Origin of the sequence: Mycobacterium sp. D16R24, from assembly GCF_002013385.1 — a bacterium.
Lineage (GTDB): Bacteria > Actinomycetota > Actinomycetes > Mycobacteriales > Mycobacteriaceae > Mycobacterium.
Window position 1 is genome coordinate 1 of record NZ_MAEV01000002.1, and the last position, 17,489, is coordinate 17,489.

Consider the following 17,489-nt stretch of genomic DNA (forward strand, 5'->3'; position numbering starts at 1 on the left):
GTGTGTCCGGATCGATATTGCTCGTCATGCATCGTGTCTTGCCCGACGGAGTCTTGAACGCGACGTTGCCACCGAGATCGGTCTTCTGCCCGTCCTGGCTGGTGGCCGAGTGGAAGTTGGTGGCGTCCACCGGGGCTCCCTTGGAAATCCACTGTGCCACAGCGTCATATGGCGCACCTGCGGTGGGTTCCGGTAACTCGATGGGAGTCGTGGTGGTGGTCGAGGTGGGAGCCTTGCTTGTGGCGCTGCTTGATGGCGGAGCACTCGATGAGGGAGTGGTCGGCGAGACCGACGCTCCCTTCGAGCATCCGGCGACCAGGAGCACTGCTCCCAGCATGGTCAGACCACCGAGCAACAGGGCACGCATGCAGCCAGGCTAGCTGGCCGCCACCGGCTGATGGGTAGGCGCGGCGGCTACCACCTCGATTGCGGCGTTCTCGCGAGCCTTGACGGGCCGGCTTGCCCGGGCGTTGAGCCAGCAGGCCAGCGCGCCGATCACCAGGCCGATTCCCATTCCGATATCCACCCGCTGGCCCAGCAGGATCCAGGACAACAGCCCCGCCACGGCGGGGATGACGCAGAACAGCATGGCCACTGCCGCCGCGCCGAACTTGCTGACCGACCGAACGTAGAGCGAGGTGCACAGCGTGGCGTTGAACAGCACCACCGCCGCGACGGCTCCCGCGGCCTTCCATGGGTCGTGCACGGCACTGGGTGTCAGTAACGCCAGCGCTCCGGCGGGCAGCAGCCCGGCGAGATTCTGGATGGCGCTGTTGGCCCGGAAGTCGACATCGGCACAAAACCGCTGCTGGTACACCCCGCCCGCCGCCAAGCCCAACAACGCGACCAGAAGCAGCACCAGCACGGTGTCGATACCGCCCGTGGCGAGCAGTCGATTGGCACATGCGGCCAACACCGCCAGCACTCCCAGGCCAAGGGCGACAATCCGCCAACCATTGAGTCGTTCACCCAGGAACAGGGCTGCCAACACGGCAGTGACCACGGGATTCATGGAGATGACGACGGCGCCCAGGACGGCAGGAGCCCCGTGTTCGAGCGCTTCGTACAGCGCGCAGAACTGCACGGCCTGCATCAGCAGCCCGGCGACGATGACGTGGCCGAGCTTGCGGCCTGTCGGCCAGGCGACCTTCGAGAAGAACGCCCAGGCGGCGAGGATTGCTCCGGCGAGGGCGAACCGGGCGACCAGGACCAACATCGGCGTCATGGCCGACACCGAGAGCGCGCCAATCGGGTAGCCAAGCGCGTACAGAAACGTCAGTGCGACCGCGTAAGACGCCGGCATCTTCTGCATGTCAGCCATCGTCGCCGGTTCGGGCGGCTGATGTCCAACGATAATTACTGATCAGAATCAATCAGTAATTGTGATCGATTGATGTTCAAGCTGCGCGCCAGCACGGTACTAGGTGCGTGGCTGAGGAAATATTGATCAAATATTGTGATCGGACTACGGTGACGATATGGCGAGTTCGACACTCGATATCGCGCCGCTGCGGTCACTGGTCGCGGTCGCGGACTGCGGAGGATTCCATCGGGCCGCGGCCGTGCTGCATCTGACCCAATCCGCGGTGAGTCAGCATGTGCGCAAGCTGGAGACCGCGATCGGGGAGCCGGTGGTTCGACGTGCGGGGCGCGGTGTGGTGTTCACCGACAGGGGCACGCAGCTGCTGGCGCATGCCCGTCGCATCCTGGCCGCGCACGATGCCGCGGTCGACGATCTGATAGCCGGCCAGGAGCGCACGGTGATTCTCGGGGTCACCGAGCACGGCGCGGACTTGATACTGCCGAGCATCACCACGGCACTGCGTAGTCATCTCCCGGACTGGTCGGTGCGCGTGCGCTTCGATCGCAACGTCTATCTCGCCGAGTCCGTCGACCGGGGGAGCATGGACCTGGCCGTCATTCTCGACGGGTCGGGTCTGGACCGTGCCAACGCGGTGGGCACGGTTCGCCTGCAGTGGGTGGCGGCGCGAGGCTACAAGGCGAGTGCCGCTGGTTCTCTGCAGGTCATGACCTTCACCGAGCCGTGTACCTTGCGCGCACCCATGTTCAGCGCGCTGCATACGTTGGGCCGTCAGTACCAGATTGTCGGTGAATCACCGGATTTGTCGGGGCTGTACGCGGGTCTGCGGTCGGGTCTGGGAATGGCCCTGCTGCCCATCATCGGGTGGCTGCCCGACGGCATCGCTCCGGTGGAGGCCATGCCCGCGGCGAACCTGGCGACGCTATCGGTCGTCGGCCGCCGCGGCCTCGACCCCGCGGTGTATGCGGCCGTGGAAGGGGCTGCACGCGAGGCACTTTCGGGAGAGTCCGCGGCTATCGCCTAGATCGTTTCCCCGGCCGGCTTGCGCTCGGCGCGCAGCACCGTATCGGCGATATCGAACTCTTCATCGTCCCGCGTGAAGGTGCGATTGCGTGACTCGGCGACAACGACATTCCATTGGTCCGGGTCGAGGCCGTCGGCGATGTCCTCGGCGGTGAAGTACCAGTCGGGCAGGTCCGGCCGCCCGATCGCCGCTTGCATGTCCGACGGATGGTGACCGACGATCAGCAAGGTGCCCCCCGGGGCCACCGCTGCGGCCAGCGCGGTGAACACGGGCTCGCGAAGCTTTGTCGGCAGGTGCATGAAATGTGATGTCACCAAATCGAATCGACGACTCGGCTGCCATGTGGTCAGGTCGGCTTGCATCCAGGTGATCCTGGTGGCGAGCTCGGGATCTGCCCGGGTGGCATTGTCGGCGGCACGGCGCAAGGCGGTCTCCGCGAAATCCATTCCGGTGACCTGCCAACCCTTCTGGGCGAGCCAGATCGCGTCACCGCCCTCGCCGCAGCCGGCATCGAGTGCGGTGCGTGGCGGCAGTGTCGAAATCTCATTCACCAGTTGCGGATTGGCATTGCCACTCCATAACGCGTCGTGCGATTGGTAGAACTCATCCCACGACTTCTCGTCGGAGGGCGGGTTGTGGTGATCAGACATGTTGTGGCTCCTGGGCGTCGGCGACCGCGAGGTCGGCATTGATGGTTGCGGCGGCCTCGGTTCCGGCCGCCGCCGAGGTGATGACCTGCGCTTTGATATCAGTGACGTTCCCGGCGGCGTAGATCCCCGGCACCGTGGTGGCACCCCTCGTGACCGGCAGGTACGTCCCCAGCAGGTGGTCTCCGAGTCGCATCTCCTGGGGCGTCAGGCCAGTGGGCGCAAGCATGTCGATGCGTGCCGACACCACTGTTGCGACGACCAACGCATCACACGGAACCGTGGCTCCGGTTTCCAGCTCCACCCCGGTGAGTGCGTCATCGGCGATCTGCAGTCGTGTCGCCGGTCCGTCGACGACGCCGATGTCCCGGCGGGTCAACTGCGCGGCGTCCTCGGGTGAAAGCGGAAAATCGTTGTGCCGCAGCAGGGTGACGTTATCGCTGAGCTGGCGGAAGATGAGGGCGTGGTGCACCGCGAGGGGGCCGGTGCCCAGCACCACGATGGCGCGATCGCGCACCTCCCAGCCATGGCAGTAGGCACAGTGCAGGACGTCGCGGCCCCAGCGCTGCGCCAGTCCCTCGATGTCGGGTAGTTCATCCACCGCTCCCGTGGCCACCAGGACCCGGCGGGCGTGGACCGTCGAGCCGTCGTCATTGGTAGCCACGTCGAAATGGCTGTCCGCGTGAGATACCGACGTAACGCGCGCGTCGCGGAAGGTCGCGCCGTACTGCGCGGCCTCACCGCGTCCGATGCCGAACAGCTCCACCGGAGGCGTTGACTCACGCCCGAGGTAGTTGTGAACCCGATCCGCAGGCGCGTTACGCGGATGGTGATCGTCTATCACGACGACCGACCGCCGCGACCGAGCGAGGGTGATGGCGGCCGACAGGCCCGCGGCACCGCCACCGATGATGGCCACATCCCAGAGTTTGTTCATGACACCACTATTGGGGCGAACCTGCGAAACACGCAAGCTTTCTTGCCAAAGTAGCAATTTCATGGTCACTATGGTCGGTATGGACGATCAGAATCAGCGGTTGGAGGCCGTGCTCGATGCCCTGGGGCCGCGGCTGCGGGCCTTGCGCCTGCATCGTCAGGTCACCCTGGCCCAACTGTCCGAGACGACGGGTATTTCTGAAAGCACACTGTCTCGCCTGGAATCCGGACAGCGCCGACCCACCCTGGAGCTTCTTCTGCTCCTTGCCGAGGCACATCAGGTGCCCCTCGACGAGCTGGTGAACGCACCCGCCACGGGGGACCCGCGTATTCACCCTAAACCGTTCACCCGACACGGATCGGTGTATCTGCCGCTGTCACGCCGGCCCGGAGGGGTGCAGTGCTACAAGCAGATCATCCCGCCACATTCGCCGAAGGGGGAACCGAACCTGAAGGTCCACGACGGTTATGAATGGATGTATGTGCTTTCCGGGAAGGTCCGCCTGCTGCTCGGCGAGCTGGATCTGATCCTGCCCGCCGGTGAGGCGGCCGAGTTCGATACGCATATCCCGCATTGGTTCGGTAATCCGACCGATAAGCCCGTCGAGGTATTGCATATTTTCGGCCCGCAAGGGGAGCGGATGCATGTGCGGGCACGTTCTGGTTCGGGGAATTAGCGCGGGCCTGGGATACTGAGTGGGTTATGTCTGCCGACAAAGGGTCCCTGCCGCTGGTGTTCGACGCTCCGCGTCGGGCCATGCCGCCGCGTCACCTGGCCGATATGACCGCCGAGCAGACGCGCGAGGCCGTGACCGCTCTGGGGCTTCCGGCGTTTCGTGCCAAGCAGCTCGCGAACCAGTACTACGGCCGGCTGGTGGGCGACCCGGCGGCGATGACGGACCTGCCTGCGGGTGCGCGCGATGGGGTGGGTGCGGAGCTGTTTCCTCGACTGCTCCACCCGCTGCGCCAGGTGGCCTGCGATTCCGGCGATACTCGAAAGACATTGTGGCGCTTACATGACGGCAGCACCGTCGAGTCGGTGCTCATGCGCTATTCCGACCGCAACACGCTGTGTATCTCCTCTCAGGCCGGGTGCGGTATGGCCTGCCCGTTCTGTGCCACCGGACAGGGCGGACTCACGCGTAATCTGTCGGCCGCCGAGATTCTGGAACAGGTCCGTGACGCCGCGGCATCATTGCGCGACGGCGAGCTGCCGGGCGGGCCCGGCCGGTTGTCGAACATCGTCTTCATGGGTATGGGTGAGCCCCTCGCCAACTACAACCGGGTGCTGACGGTGCTGCGCAAGATCACCGCGCCGCCTCCCGACGGTTTCGGCATATCGCAGCGTGGTGTCACGGTGTCGACAGTGGGACTGGCTCCGGCCATTCGCAAACTTGCCGACGAGGGGTTGGGCGTCACGCTCGCGGTGTCGCTGCACTGTCCGGATGACGAGCTGCGCGACACCCTGGTACCGGTTAACACCCGCTGGGCGATCGGTGAGGTGCTCGATGCCGCGCGTTATTACGCCGATGCCACCGGACGGCGGGTGTCCATTGAATACGCGCTTATTCGCGATGTGAACGACCAGCCGTGGCGTGCCGATCTACTTGCCAAAAAGCTGCGAAAAGCCTTGGGCCAGTTGGTTCACGTCAATCTGATTCCCCTGAACCCGACGCCGGGCAGCCAATGGGACGCCAGTCCGAAGCCGGTGGAGCGGGAGTTTGTGCGACGCGTGCGCGAGCAGGGAGTCTCCTGCACGGTGCGTGACACGCGGGGTAGGGAGATTGCCGCCGCATGCGGACAATTGGCGGCGTCCGAACGCTAGCTAGCGGATGCGGCCCGAGCGGCGGCCGAGGTAGTCGTTCACGGTGAAGGCCAGCACGATGACGGCGAAACCGACGCAGAAGATGTCCTCAACCTTGCCGGCGTGATTTCCCTTGAGCAGGAGCAGCAAGAAGGCCGCGATGGCGAGGCCGAGGATGTGGAAGATCCGGGGGTTCTGGCCCGAGAGCCCGCGCCCGAACGCTGCGGACGGCACGTCCTCGACGTCGACTCCGTCGTGCTTGACAACCTCAGTCGTGGCCACCGCCAGCCCTCCAATCTCAGACATCTACTACAGCCCATAGTGTGCCACGCCCACCCGCTTCTGGGTGAAGGCGGCACCCCCGCCCGGCGGGGAGTCTAGAGAAGTGACACTTGCGATGACACTGAAATGGTGTCACCATGACACCATGGATCTGCAACCGTATGTCGACGCGGTGCGTCAGGAACTCGCTGTTGCCGCTCGAGCCGGAGGGCCTGAGACGGAGGAGCTCGCGGATCGGTTGACCGCCCCGCTGGAATCGGCGTTCCGGCTCGCCCTGCTCGACGCGCTGTCGGCGGCGGCCGAGCAGATCACCCGAGAGCTCGCCCCCGCTTCCGTTGATCTGCGGCTGCGCGGCCGCGAGCCGGAATTCGTGGTGAGCCGGCCGGTGGATCAGCAGCAGGCCGAACCCGCCGTCGCGATCGACGAGGGCGCCGGCACCTGGCGAGTGACGCTGCGACTCCCGGAAAGCCTGCGCGCCATCGTCGAGGCCGCCGCCGGGAACGAAGGGATCTCGCTCAACGCCTGGTTGGTGCGCGCCGCGGCCGCTGCGGCCAAAAAGTCCTCCAGTTCAACAACATTCAGTACAGGTCGCACCATCAGCGGCTGGGTCCGCTAACAAGGGAAAGGGAACACCATGACTGCTCTGCCGGAATTCGAAACGCTCGACCCCATCGCCGCCAAGGTTGAACTCGCCCGCGGCACACTTCAGATCGTTGCGAGCCAGCGCACCAACACCGTTGTGGACGTCCGGCCACGCGATGCCGCCAAGGCGTTGGACGTCAAGACCGCCGAGCGCACCAAGGTCACCTTCTCCAAAGGCGTGCTGTCGGTGTTGTCTTCGCAGGGGCTGACCTTCCGCACCGGCACCATCGACATCATCATCGAGCTGCCCACTCAGTCGATCCTGGACATCGCGGTGGCCTCGGCCGAGGTGCGGGCCGACGGCGCGTTCGGCGATGTGCAATTCCAATCGGCGAGCGGTGACTTGTTGATCGACGTCATCACCGGGGACGCCCGCCTGAACACTGCCTCCGGTGGGGTATCGATCCGTGAGCTCACCGGCGATGCCGGCTTCAACACCGCGCGCGGGGAGCTCGCCGTGAAGGTACTGCGCGGCAATATCAAGGCCGCTTCGTCCTCCGGATCGGTGACCATCGGATCCGCGGTGGTCGGCGGACTGATCTTCGACACGGCCAGCGGCGATACCTCCGTCGGTATTGCGACGGGCACCGCAGCCCGGCTGCAGATCGACACCGCCAGCGGTGTCCTCACCAACTCGCTGGACTCGGTGGACGGACCGTTGGCGGGGGACGAGAAGTTCCTGGTGAAGGTGCGCTCGGCCTCCGGTGATGTCGAACTGCACCGTCCGGTGGGAGTCGCGGGCTAGCGCAGGCCGCACAATATCTAGGTGACACGTAGTTCAAAGGTCTGCCGGGTGCTACTGCTCGGCAGTACTGGGTCCATCGGGACCCAGGCGCTCGAGGTCATCGCCGCCAACCCCGATCGCTTCGAGGTGGTGGGCCTGGCGGCCGGCGGCGGCAACATCGACCTGCTGAGGCAGCAGATCGCCGACACCGGGGTGACCAACGTCGCGGTGGCGGACGCGAGTGCGGCCGAACGGCTCGACATACCCGTATTGAGCGGGCCGGGTGCCGTCACCGAGTTGGTGGAGAACACCGAGGCCGATGTGGTGCTCAACGCGCTCGTCGGTGCCCTGGGTCTGCGTCCCACCCTGGCCGCGCTGAAGACGGGGGCACGACTGGCGCTGGCCAACAAGGAGTCCCTGGTGGCCGGAGGGCCGCTGGTCACCAAGGCCGCCGCCCCCGGCCAGATCGTCCCCGTCGACTCCGAACACTCCGCGCTCGCGCAATGTCTGCGCGGTGGGACCCGTGGCGAGGTGGCGCAGCTGATCCTGACCGCGTCAGGAGGGCCATTTCGGGGCTGGACCTCGCAACAGCTCCAGGACGTCACCCCCGAACAGGCCGGTGCGCATCCCACCTGGTCGATGGGACCGATGAACACCCTCAATTCGGCCTCTCTGGTCAACAAGGGGCTCGAACTCATCGAGACGCACCTGCTGTTCGATGTGCCGTACCGGCAGATCGGTGTGGTGGTGCACCCGCAGTCGATCGTGCACTCGATGGTGACGTTCACCGATGGGTCGACGCTGGCGCAGGCCAGCCCACCCGATATGAAGCTGCCCATCGCCCTGGCGCTGGGATGGCCGGACCGGGTACCCGCCGCGGCCGTGGCCTGCGACTTCAATACCGCCTCTACCTGGGAGTTCGAGCCGCTGGATGCCCAGGTTTTTCCCGCCGTCGACCTGGCCCGGAGTGCCGGAGAGGCCGGAGGATGCATGACCGCCGTCTACAACGCCGCCAACGAAACCGCGGCCGCCGCCTTCCTGGACGGACGTATCGGATTCAGGTCCATCGTGCGAACAATCGCCGATGTGCTCGATGCGGCAAGTAGGTGGGAGGGAACCTCTGCGGAACCCGCTACCGTTGACGATGTACTTGATGCGCAGAACTGGGCTGACCAGCAGGCTGCGCAACTCATCTCCGCGGAGGAAAATCGAACCTGATGGCTGCGTACGTGATCGGAATCGCGCTCTTCGCGCTGGCGATCTTGGTGTCGGTGGCGCTGCATGAGTGCGGGCACATGTGGGTGGCGCAGGCCACCGGCATGAAGGTGCGCCGCTACTTCGTGGGATTCGGTCCGACGCTCTGGTCGACCAAGCGCAAGAGTAACCGCGGCGCCAACGACGTCATCGAGTACGGCTTCAAGGCCGTCCCGTTGGGCGGCTTCTGCGATATCGCGGGCATGACCTCGGTGGAACAGCTCACCCCCGAGGAATCCGACCGCGCCATGTACAAGCAGAAGGTCTGGAAGCGGGTCGCGGTGCTGTTCGCCGGACCGGCCATGAACTTCCTGATCGGCATCGTGGTCTTCTACGGCGTCGTCCTGTTCTGGGGCCTGCCCGACAACAACGCGCCTACACATCCTGAGATCAAGCAAACGAGCTGTGTGGCACCGCAGAAGAGTGCGGATCCCAAGGACATGGCGACGTGCACCGGGGAGGGACCGGCGGCGCTTGGAGGCCTGCGTGAGGGTGACCAAGTACTCGCGGTCGCCGGCAAGCCGCTCAGCACATCCAGCGACATGGTTACCGCCATTCGAGAGTTGCGCGGTCCGCAGGTGTTCGAGATCGTCCGCGACGGTAAGCAGCAATCGCTCCTCGTGACCGTGACCGAGACGCAGCGCTGGGATGAGAAGGCGGGCAAGCTCATCTCGGTGGGTGCAGTCGGTGCCTCACTGGGTACCTATGTGCCGCAGAAGCACTACAACCCGTTGACCGCGGTTCCCGCCACCGGAAACCTCATCGGGACCGTTGCCGTCGAAACCGTGAAGGCGATCGGGAAGATCCCCACCAAGGTCGGCGCCCTCTGGGACTCGATCACCGGCAGTGAGCGGGCGATGGACACTCCCATGAGCATCGTCGGCGCGAGCCGCATGGGTGGCGAGACAGTAGAGCACGACATGTGGATCATGTTCTGGATACTGTTGGCGCAGCTCAACTTTGCGCTCGGCGCCATAAATTTGTTGCCGTTGTTGCCTTTTGATGGTGGACACATCGCGGTGGCCACCTACGAGAAGATCCGCAACATGATCCGGTCGGCCCGCGGCCTCACGGCGGGCGCGCCTGTCAACTACATGAAGTTGATGCCGGCGACCTATCTCGTCCTAGTGGTGGTTGTCGGTTACATGCTGCTGACGATCACCGCCGACATCGTCAATCCGATCAGACTTTTTCAATAGCGATCCAAACGGAGGATCACATGACCAGCCTGGGCATTCCGAGCGCACCGCCACCGACACTGTCGCCGCGGCGTAAGACACGTCAGCTCATGGTCAAAAACGTCGGGGTGGGCAGCGACTCGCTGGTCTCGGTGCAGTCGATGTGCACCACCAAGACCCACGACGTGAACTCCACCCTGCAGCAGATCGCCGAGCTGACCGCTTCCGGCTGTGACATCGTGCGTGTCGCCTGCCCGCGACAGGAGGATGCCGACGCCCTCGCCGAGATCGCCCGCAAGAGCAAGATCCCGGTGATCGCCGATATCCACTTTCAGCCCAAGTACATTTTCGCGGCGATTGACGCCGGCTGTGCCGCAGTGCGCGTGAATCCGGGGAACATCAAGGAGTTCGACGGTCGCGTCAAGGAGGTCGCCAAGGCCGCCGGTGAGGCCGGGATACCGATCCGCATCGGCGTGAACGCGGGGTCGCTCGATCCACGCATTCTGGGCAAGTACGGCAAGGCCACGCCGGAGGCGCTCGTCGAGTCGGCGCTGTGGGAGGCGGGCCTGTTCGAGGAGCATGGCTTCGGCGACATCAAGATCAGCGTCAAGCACAACGACCCGGTGATCATGGTCGCCGCATATGAACTATTGGCCTCGCAGTGTGATTACCCGCTGCACCTGGGTGTCACCGAGGCCGGCCCGGCATTCCAGGGCACCATCAAGTCGGCCGTTGCGTTCGGTGCGCTGTTGTCCAAGGGCATCGGCGACACCATCCGGGTATCCCTTTCTGCGCCGCCCGTTGAGGAGGTCAAGGTCGGCAATCAGATTCTGGAGTCCCTCAACCTGCGACCGCGTGGGCTGGAAATCGTGTCCTGCCCGTCCTGTGGTCGCGCGCAGGTAGACGTCTACACCCTGGCCAACGCGGTCAGCGCAGGCTTGGAGGGGCTGGATGTCCCGCTGCGCGTCGCGGTCATGGGCTGCGTCGTCAATGGTCCGGGGGAGGCCCGTGAGGCCGACCTCGGCGTGGCATCCGGCAACGGCAAGGGGCAGATCTTCGTGAAGGGCGAGGTCATCAAGACCGTGCCCGAGGCGCTGATCGTCGAAACGCTGATCGACGAGGCCATGCGGTTGGCTGAAGAGATGGGCACGGAGATCGGAACCGATGGAACTCCTACAGGCCAGCCGGTCGTCACCGTAAGCTGAACGAAGCTCGGCGTAACGGGACACACGGGAGCGATTGCCGATGACGACAACACTGCCGGCGCCAGGAGCGCCCGGAGCATCGTCGTCCGACGCCGTTCGTGTGCTCGGGTTATCGGATACCGCGGCGATACGCGCCGTCCTGGACCTCGACCCGGTGGCATCCTGCATGCTCGCCGCTCGTGTGGAGGCCCGCGGAGCCGATCCCACGGCCATCGGCGGCGAAATCTGGTCGACGGGAACGTTGGCGGACTCCCTGTGCTTCGTCGGCACCACGATCATTCCGTTGGCGGGCGGGCCCGAGGCCACTCGGCTGTTCGCCGAACGTGCCGTCGAGCAGCACCGCATCTGCCCCTCCCTGGTCGGTCCGGCCGATGTGGTTCTTGACATGTGGTGCCATCTCGATCCGGTCTGGGGACCTGCGCGCGAGGTGCGCGCCTGCCAGCCGCTGCTGGCGATGCTGGATGCGCCGACATGTGCTGTTGACCCCGCGGTGCGGCAGGTACGTGCCGAGGAGCTCGACCAGTATTTGAACGCGTCGATCCAGATGTTCATCGGTGAGATGGGCGTCGACCCGCGTAACGGTGACGGAGGCCGCGGGTACCGACGGCGAGTGGCCGGTCTCATCGAAGCGGGTAGGGCGTGGGCACGTTTCGAGGATGGGCGGGTCATCTTCAAGGCTGAGATCGGATCGCAATCGCTGTCCGTCAGCCAGATTCAGGGTGTGTGGGTTGACCCCGAGTTCCGTGGCCGCGGGCTCGGTACCGCGGGCGTGGCCGCCGTGGCGGCGGCTGTCCATCACAGCGGGCGCATCCCCAGCCTGTACGTGAACAGCTTCAATGAGGTGGCCCGCGCGTCCTATGCCAGGGCGGGATTCACTCGTATCGGCACATTCGCGACGGTTCTCGTTAGCTAATCTCCGGTACATCCGTGTGCCTGCGGGGTTTTGCGGGTTCACGGTCATAGCATCGACCCGATGTTCAGACGTGTTTTGTCCCTGTCGTTGTTCGGCACCGCGCTGCTGGTGGCCGGGGCGGTCGCGTGCACCCCGCGCCCCGATGGGCCGGGGCCGGTGGCGGAGAAGTTCTTCGAGGCACTTGCCAGCGGCGACACCGCCTCGGCGGCGAAGCTCACCGACGACCCGGATGATGCGAAAGTTGGCCTGGATCAAGCATTCTCGGGCCTGCAGGCGACGTCATTCAAGGCCGCCGTGAACGGATCGCAGTACACCCAGGACACGGGCAGCGCCGATGCGACGTACGTCTGGCAACTGCCCAAGAAACGCACCTGGACCTACAACGGGCGCCTGGAAATGCTGCGCACCGGCGGCAGCTGGCAGGTCCGGTGGGCCCCGAGTGATCTGCATCCCAAACTCGGTGAACGCCAATTACTCTCGTTACGCACTGATCCGGCCAAGCGGGCAACGGTCAACGAGGCGGGTGGTACGACCGTGCTGGCGCCGGCCAACCTGTACAAGATCTCTTTCGACGCCTCGCAGGCCGGTACGTCGCTGATGAGCACCGCCACCGCGCTGGCCGATGCCATTCGGCCCTACGACGACCAGATGAACGCCGCGGCGCTCGCCGAGCAGGCGAGCGCGCAAACCTCGCCGATGAACATCATCACGTTGCGCAAGGACGATTGGGACAAGGTGTCCGTTGCGCTGGAGACCCGGCCGGGGGCGTTGCGGCCGGGTGTGGTGATGACACCGATCGCCGACATTCTGCCCACCGATGACAGGTTCGCACCCGACATCGTCGCGCAGGTCAAGAAGGCAGTGCTCGATGAGCTGGACGGCGAGGCCGGCTGGCGGGTGGTCAGTGTCAACCAGAACGGCGTGGACACCGCGGTGCTCAATGAGGTGAAACCCACTCCGGCGCCGTCGAAGACGATCAGCTTGGACCGGGCCGTGCAGAACGCCGCGCAGAACGCCGTCAACACGCGCGGTCAGAAGGCCATGATGGTGGTGATCAAGCCGTCGACGGGGGAGATCCTGGCGGTGGCGCAGAACGCCGCAGCCAACGCGGATGGACCGCTGGCCACCACGGGGCTGTTCCCGCCGGGCTCGACATTCAAGATCATCACCGCGGGTGCCGCACTCGAGCGCGGGATGGCCACCCCCGACACCATGCTGGGCTGCCCGAAGCGAGTCACCATCGGAGACCGCAGCATCCCCAACTACAACGAGTTCGATCTCGGCACGGTGCCCATGTGGCGCGCCTTCGCGAATTCGTGCAACACCACCTTCGCCAAACTCGCCAGCGAGATGCCGTTGGACGGTTTGACCGTAGCCGCTTCGCAATTCGGCATCGGCCCCGACTACGACGTCGCGGGTATCCCGACCATCTCCGGAGACGTGCCGCCCACGGTCAATCTGGCTGAACGCACCGAGGACGGATTCGGTCAGGGCAAGGTACTGGTCACGCCGTTCGGCATGGCGCTGGCCGCGGCGACCGTCGCCAACGGAAAAACACCTGTACCGCAGCTGATTTCGGGCCAGACCACCGGAATCACCGGCGCGCGGCCGCCGGTGACCCCGACAATGATCGACGGTCTACGCGGGATGATGCGCGAGACCGTGCTCAGCGGTACCGCGATGGATCTCAAGGGCGAGGGCTCGGTCTACGGGAAGACCGGTGAGGCCGAGTTCCCGGGCGGATCACACGCCTGGTTTGCCGGATATCGCGGTGACATGGCGTTCGCCACATTGATCGTCGGGGGCGGCGGCTCGGAAGCCGCGGTGCGGGCCACCAGGGTCATGTTCCAGTCGCTACCGCCGGACTACCTGGCCTAGCCGGGACTCGACGCCAGCACGCAGAACTCGTTGCCCTCGGGATCGGCGAGCACGATCCAGCTCGAATCTCCCTGGCCGATGTCAATCGTGGTAGCGCCGTGCGCCAGAAACCGATCCACCGCGGCGTGTTGGTTATCCCCCCGAAAGTCCAGATGCAATCGGTTCTTGGCGACCTTCCGGTCGGGGTTAGCCAGGAAGAACAACGAGGGTGGGTGCCGGTCGGGCTGGAAAACCTCGACGTCTCCGTCCTGATCGATGGAGTACGGCCATTCCAGCGCGTCTGCCCACCAGCGGCCCAATGTGGCTGCATCATGGCAGTCGATCACAATCGCTTCTAGTGTGAGTCCGGCGGACATGCCCATGAAGGGAATTGTGCGCGCTGTCGCTAACGTTCGGCCAGAAGATTACGAACTACCATGTAGTGAAACAGCATCCAGGGAGGATCGAGAGCTTGCGCAGAGCATTTCGTAGTGTGCTTGTGGTGACCGGGCTCGCCGGCCTGCTGATGAACATGGCCATCACCGCACCAGCGACCCTCGGCCACGCAGCGGCCGCGTCCTCCAACGGGGTGGCGTCCGTCTCACCCACGCCGGGGCAGACGGTCGGTGTGGCCATGCCCGTGACGATTCATTTCGCGGCCCCTGTTACCGATCGGCCGGCCGCCGAGCGAACCATTGGTTTCTCCGCGTCGAAGGTTCCCGCCGGGGTGTTCAGCTGGGTCGACGATGCGACGGTCCGTTTCACCCCGAGTGAGTACTGGCCCGCGCACTCGACCATCACCGTGTCCGTCAACGGTGTCAGTGGCATGAAGTACAAGTTCCAGACCGGCTCGGAGGTGCTGGGTATCGCGAGCATCAGCGCCCATACCTTCACGGTCAAGATCGACGGCACGGTCATGCGCGAGATGCCCGCATCGATGGGAAAGCCAAAACACCCCACGCCGATCGGCTCGTTCACCGCCCTGGAGAAGCAGAGTCCCGTGGTCATGGATTCCCGGACCATCGGCATTCCGCTGAATGATCCGGAGGGCTACAAGCTGACCGTCTACTACGCCGTCCGCGTCACCTGGGGTGGCGTCTACGTGCACAGTGCCCCGTGGTCGACGGGAGCTCAAGGTAATTCCAACGTCAGCCACGGGTGCATCAACCTGAGTCCCGACAACGCAGCCTGGTACTACAACACCGTCGGCATCGGCGACCCCATCGTCATCAACGGGTAGCGGTCTCGAGGGGCCCCGCTACGCTGCCTTCATGACTGTTCGTGCCGCACTGCGTCCGGGAACACTGTCCCCCGAGCGCCAGGTTCCCGTGTCGATCGACCGCCCCGAGTACGTGGGTAAGTCCAAGGTCGCGGAAGCCATCGGGGAGCCGTACGTCCAGACACCCGAGGTGATCGAGAAGATGCGCGTCGCGGGCAGGATCGCGGCGCAGGCACTGGCGTTCGCCGGTGAGGCCGTCGCCCCCGGCGTCACCACCGACGAACTGGACCGAATCGCGCACGATTACATGGTTTCCCAGGGCGCGTACCCGTCGACGCTGGGGTACAAGGGATTTCCCAAGTCGTGCTGCACATCGCTCAACGAGATCATCTGCCATGGGATACCGGATTCGACCGTGATCGAGGACGGTGACATCGTCAACATCGATGTCACCGCCTATATCGACGGTGTACACGGAGATACCAACGCAACGTTCCTGGCCGGGGATGTCTCCGAGGAACATCGCCTCCTGGTCGAGCGCACCCGGGAGGCCACCATGCGGGCCATCAATGCCGTCAAGCCGGGTCGGGCACTGAGCGTCGTTGGGCGGGTGATCGAGGCCTACGCAAAGCGGTTCGGTTACAACGTGGTTCGCTCCTTCACCGGACACGGCGTGGGCCCGACGTTCCACAACGGGCTCATTGTGCCGCATTACGACGACCCCAACCTGGACATCGTCATCGAGCCGGGCATGACCTTCACCATCGAGCCGATGATCAACCTCGGATCGCTGGACTACGAGATCTGGGATGACACCTGGACAGTGGCGACCACCGACAAGCTATGGACCGCGCAGTTCGAGCACACCATGGTGGTCACCGACGACGGAGTAGAGATCCTGACCGTGACATGACGGGCGCCGTATCCGGCGCGCTGCTGGTAGGGGGCGTCAGCTCCGACGCCGGTAAGAGTCTGGTCGTTACGGGCCTGTGCCGGTTACTGGCCCGCAAGGGGATTCGTGTCGCGCCGTTCAAGGCGCAGAACATGTCCAACAACTCCGTGGTGACGATGGACGGCGGAGAGATCGGTCGCGCGCAGGCATTGCAGGCACGCGCATGCGGGCTGGAACCGTCGGTGCGGTTCAATCCGGTACTCCTGAAGCCTGGCAGCGACCGCACCTCGCAACTGGTGGTACGCGGGCAGGCGACAGGAAACGTCAGTGCCCGTTCCTACATCGAGCATCGCGAGGAATTACGGCAGGTGGTCGCCGAGGAGTTGCGCGCACTGCGTGCGGAATTCGACGTCGTGATCTGCGAGGGCGCCGGCTCGGTCGCTGAGATTAACCTGCGAGCCACCGACATCGCCAACATGGGCCTGGCGCAGTCCGCGGGCCTGCCGGTGGTGCTGGTCGGTGATATCGACCGAGGTGGTGTGCTGGCGCACCTGTTCGGGTCGGTCGCCGTGCTCGAGCCGGCAGATCAACGACTCGTGGCCGGATTCATCGTCAATAAGTTCCGCGGTGATCCCACCCTGCTGGAGCCGGGGCTGGCGCAGCTCGCCGTACTGACCGGCCGAACCACCTACGGTGTGCTGCCCTACGACGACCAATTGTGGCTCGACGCAGAGGATTCGGTGTCCGTAGTGGCGTCGGCTCAGGTGGGACGCCCGGCCACCCCGGTCGGTCGGGAATGGCTGCGGGTGGCTGCGGTGCGCCTGCCCCGAATCTCGAATTCGACCGATATCGAGGCCATCGCCTGTGAGCCGGGAGTGATTGTCCGGTGGGCGGCACATCCGGCCGATATCGCCGACGCCGATGTGGTGGTTGTCCCGGGCACCAAGGCCACCGTCGCCGATCTTGCCTGGATGCGGAGCAACGGTATCGCCGATGCGGTTGTCGCACACGCCCGTTCGGGCGGGCCGGTGCTGGGTATTTGTGGCGGGTTCCAGATGCTCGCCACCACAATCGAGGACCGCGTCGAGTCGGGGGCCGGCACCGTCGAAGGGCTGGGCCTGCTCGATGTCGATATCGCATTCGAACCGGCCAAGACCCTGCGTCGCTGGCAGCCACCGGACCTGACCGGCTACGAGATTCACCATGGGACCGTCACCCGCTCGGCGGTGGCACCGTGGCTCACCGAGTACCACGAGGGTGCCGCCGAGGGCGCGGTCCGGGGTACCCATTGGCACGGGGTGCTGGACAACGACGAGTTCCGGCGCACGTGGCTCACCGAGGCGGCGGCCGCGGCCGGACGTTCGGGATTTACCGTCGCGGCGGACACCAATGTCGGAGACTGTCGCGCGGCTCAACTGGACAGACTGGCTGATCTCATCGATGCCCATGTCGACGTCGATGCCCTGCAGGCGGTGTGGGAAGAATCCGGGCGGCAGCATTCTGGCCCGTCATACCCGGTAATTGCGGCGCGGGTCGAATAGCCTGTGCGGGTGCATCGGGGCCTCAGGAACATCACAGCTATCGCAGCATC

The 17,489-nt window shown here is 65.1% G+C and carries 18 protein-coding genes and 1 pseudogene; 13 read left to right on the forward strand and 6 right to left on the reverse strand.

Annotated features, from left to right (window positions below; genetic code table 11):
* Both B4383_RS26130 and B4383_RS00970 read right to left on the reverse strand, forming a co-directional pair.
* Positions 1-367, reverse strand: a pseudogene (locus B4383_RS26130) (hypothetical protein); the annotation flags it as partial.
* Between the two features lie 9 nt (positions 368-376).
* Positions 377-1,312: a DMT family transporter gene (locus tag B4383_RS00970; protein ID WP_078287825.1), complete on the reverse strand. Its 936-nt coding sequence runs from the start codon at positions 1,310-1,312 to the stop codon at positions 377-379.
* 166 nt (positions 1,313-1,478) lie between these two features.
* Here B4383_RS00970 and B4383_RS00975 point away from each other — a divergent pair, with 166 nt between their 5' ends.
* A complete protein-coding gene (locus B4383_RS00975) occupies positions 1,479-2,345 on the forward strand; it encodes a LysR family transcriptional regulator (RefSeq protein ID WP_078287581.1) in 867 nt (288 codons plus the stop codon).
* Here B4383_RS00975 and B4383_RS00980 read toward each other — a convergent pair.
* Complete coding sequence (locus B4383_RS00980) at positions 2,342-2,995, reverse strand: class I SAM-dependent methyltransferase (RefSeq protein WP_078287582.1); 654 nt, start codon at positions 2,993-2,995, stop codon at positions 2,342-2,344. The genes B4383_RS00975 and B4383_RS00980 overlap by 4 nt on opposite strands.
* The gene (locus B4383_RS00985; protein WP_078287826.1) at positions 2,988-3,929 is read right to left on the reverse strand and encodes an NAD(P)/FAD-dependent oxidoreductase; all 942 of its coding nucleotides are present in this window, start codon (positions 3,927-3,929) and stop codon (positions 2,988-2,990) included. Before B4383_RS00985 ends, B4383_RS00980 begins: the two co-directional genes overlap by 8 nt.
* A 100-nt stretch (positions 3,930-4,029) precedes the next feature.
* On the opposite strand from B4383_RS00985, the gene B4383_RS00990 reads away from it, so the two are divergent.
* Positions 4,030-4,605 carry an XRE family transcriptional regulator gene (locus B4383_RS00990; protein WP_176134248.1) on the forward strand — a complete coding sequence of 192 codons (576 nt, stop codon included), beginning with the start codon at positions 4,030-4,032 and terminating at the stop codon, positions 4,603-4,605.
* Between the two features lie 26 nt (positions 4,606-4,631).
* Positions 4,632-5,753 (forward strand): 23S rRNA (adenine(2503)-C(2))-methyltransferase RlmN, encoded by a 1,122-nt coding sequence (gene rlmN / locus B4383_RS00995; RefSeq protein ID WP_078287583.1) that lies wholly within the window; start codon positions 4,632-4,634, stop codon positions 5,751-5,753.
* Here the strand turns inward: rlmN and B4383_RS01000 are convergent, their stop codons facing one another.
* A complete protein-coding gene (locus B4383_RS01000; protein ID WP_078287828.1) occupies positions 5,754-6,014 on the reverse strand; it encodes a DUF2631 domain-containing protein in 261 nt (86 codons plus the stop codon).
* 145 nt (positions 6,015-6,159) lie between these two features.
* On the opposite strand from B4383_RS01000, the gene B4383_RS01005 reads away from it, so the two are divergent.
* The 7 genes from B4383_RS01005 (at position 6,160) to B4383_RS01035 (ending at position 13,808) form a co-directional block, all read left to right on the forward strand.
* A complete protein-coding gene (locus B4383_RS01005; RefSeq protein ID WP_078287584.1) occupies positions 6,160-6,630 on the forward strand; it encodes a toxin-antitoxin system HicB family antitoxin in 471 nt (156 codons plus the stop codon).
* 18 nt (positions 6,631-6,648) lie between these two features.
* Positions 6,649-7,401: a DUF4097 family beta strand repeat-containing protein gene (locus tag B4383_RS01010; RefSeq protein WP_078287585.1), complete on the forward strand. Its 753-nt coding sequence runs from the start codon at positions 6,649-6,651 to the stop codon at positions 7,399-7,401.
* A 21-nt stretch (positions 7,402-7,422) separates the two neighbouring features.
* Positions 7,423-8,598 (forward strand): 1-deoxy-D-xylulose-5-phosphate reductoisomerase, encoded by a 1,176-nt coding sequence (dxr, locus tag B4383_RS01015; protein ID WP_078287586.1) that lies wholly within the window; start codon positions 7,423-7,425, stop codon positions 8,596-8,598.
* Positions 8,598-9,833, forward strand: coding sequence for a M50 family metallopeptidase (locus B4383_RS01020; RefSeq protein WP_078287587.1), 1,236 nt, complete (start codon positions 8,598-8,600; stop codon positions 9,831-9,833). The genes dxr and B4383_RS01020 overlap by 1 nt, the downstream gene beginning before the upstream one ends.
* Before the next feature lie 20 nt (positions 9,834-9,853).
* Complete coding sequence (gene ispG, locus B4383_RS01025; RefSeq protein WP_078287588.1) at positions 9,854-11,017, forward strand: flavodoxin-dependent (E)-4-hydroxy-3-methylbut-2-enyl-diphosphate synthase; 1,164 nt, start codon at positions 9,854-9,856, stop codon at positions 11,015-11,017.
* Positions 11,018-11,117: 100 nt separating this feature from the next.
* Complete coding sequence (locus B4383_RS01030; RefSeq protein WP_078287589.1) at positions 11,118-11,930, forward strand: GNAT family N-acetyltransferase; 813 nt, start codon at positions 11,118-11,120, stop codon at positions 11,928-11,930.
* 60 nt (positions 11,931-11,990) lie between these two features.
* Positions 11,991-13,808 (forward strand): penicillin-binding transpeptidase domain-containing protein, encoded by a 1,818-nt coding sequence (locus B4383_RS01035; RefSeq protein WP_078287590.1) that lies wholly within the window; start codon positions 11,991-11,993, stop codon positions 13,806-13,808.
* On the opposite strand, the gene B4383_RS01040 is transcribed toward B4383_RS01035, so the two are convergent.
* Positions 13,805-14,170 (reverse strand): VOC family protein, encoded by a 366-nt coding sequence (locus B4383_RS01040; RefSeq protein ID WP_078287591.1) that lies wholly within the window; start codon positions 14,168-14,170, stop codon positions 13,805-13,807. The two genes, B4383_RS01035 and B4383_RS01040, sit on opposite strands and share 4 nt — an antisense overlap.
* A gap of 116 nt (positions 14,171-14,286) precedes the next feature.
* On the opposite strand from B4383_RS01040, the gene B4383_RS01045 reads away from it, so the two are divergent.
* From B4383_RS01045 to B4383_RS01055, 3 genes are read left to right on the forward strand one after another with little or no spacing between them, the layout of a single operon-like run.
* The gene (locus tag B4383_RS01045) at positions 14,287-15,027 is read left to right on the forward strand and encodes a L,D-transpeptidase family protein (protein WP_078287829.1); all 741 of its coding nucleotides are present in this window, start codon (positions 14,287-14,289) and stop codon (positions 15,025-15,027) included.
* 31 nt (positions 15,028-15,058) lie between these two features.
* Positions 15,059-15,919: a type I methionyl aminopeptidase gene (gene map / locus B4383_RS01050; protein WP_078287592.1), complete on the forward strand. Its 861-nt coding sequence runs from the start codon at positions 15,059-15,061 to the stop codon at positions 15,917-15,919.
* Positions 15,916-17,439: a cobyric acid synthase gene (locus B4383_RS01055; protein WP_078287593.1), complete on the forward strand. Its 1,524-nt coding sequence runs from the start codon at positions 15,916-15,918 to the stop codon at positions 17,437-17,439. Before map ends, B4383_RS01055 begins: the two co-directional genes overlap by 4 nt.
* Positions 17,440-17,489: the final 50 nt, after the last annotated feature.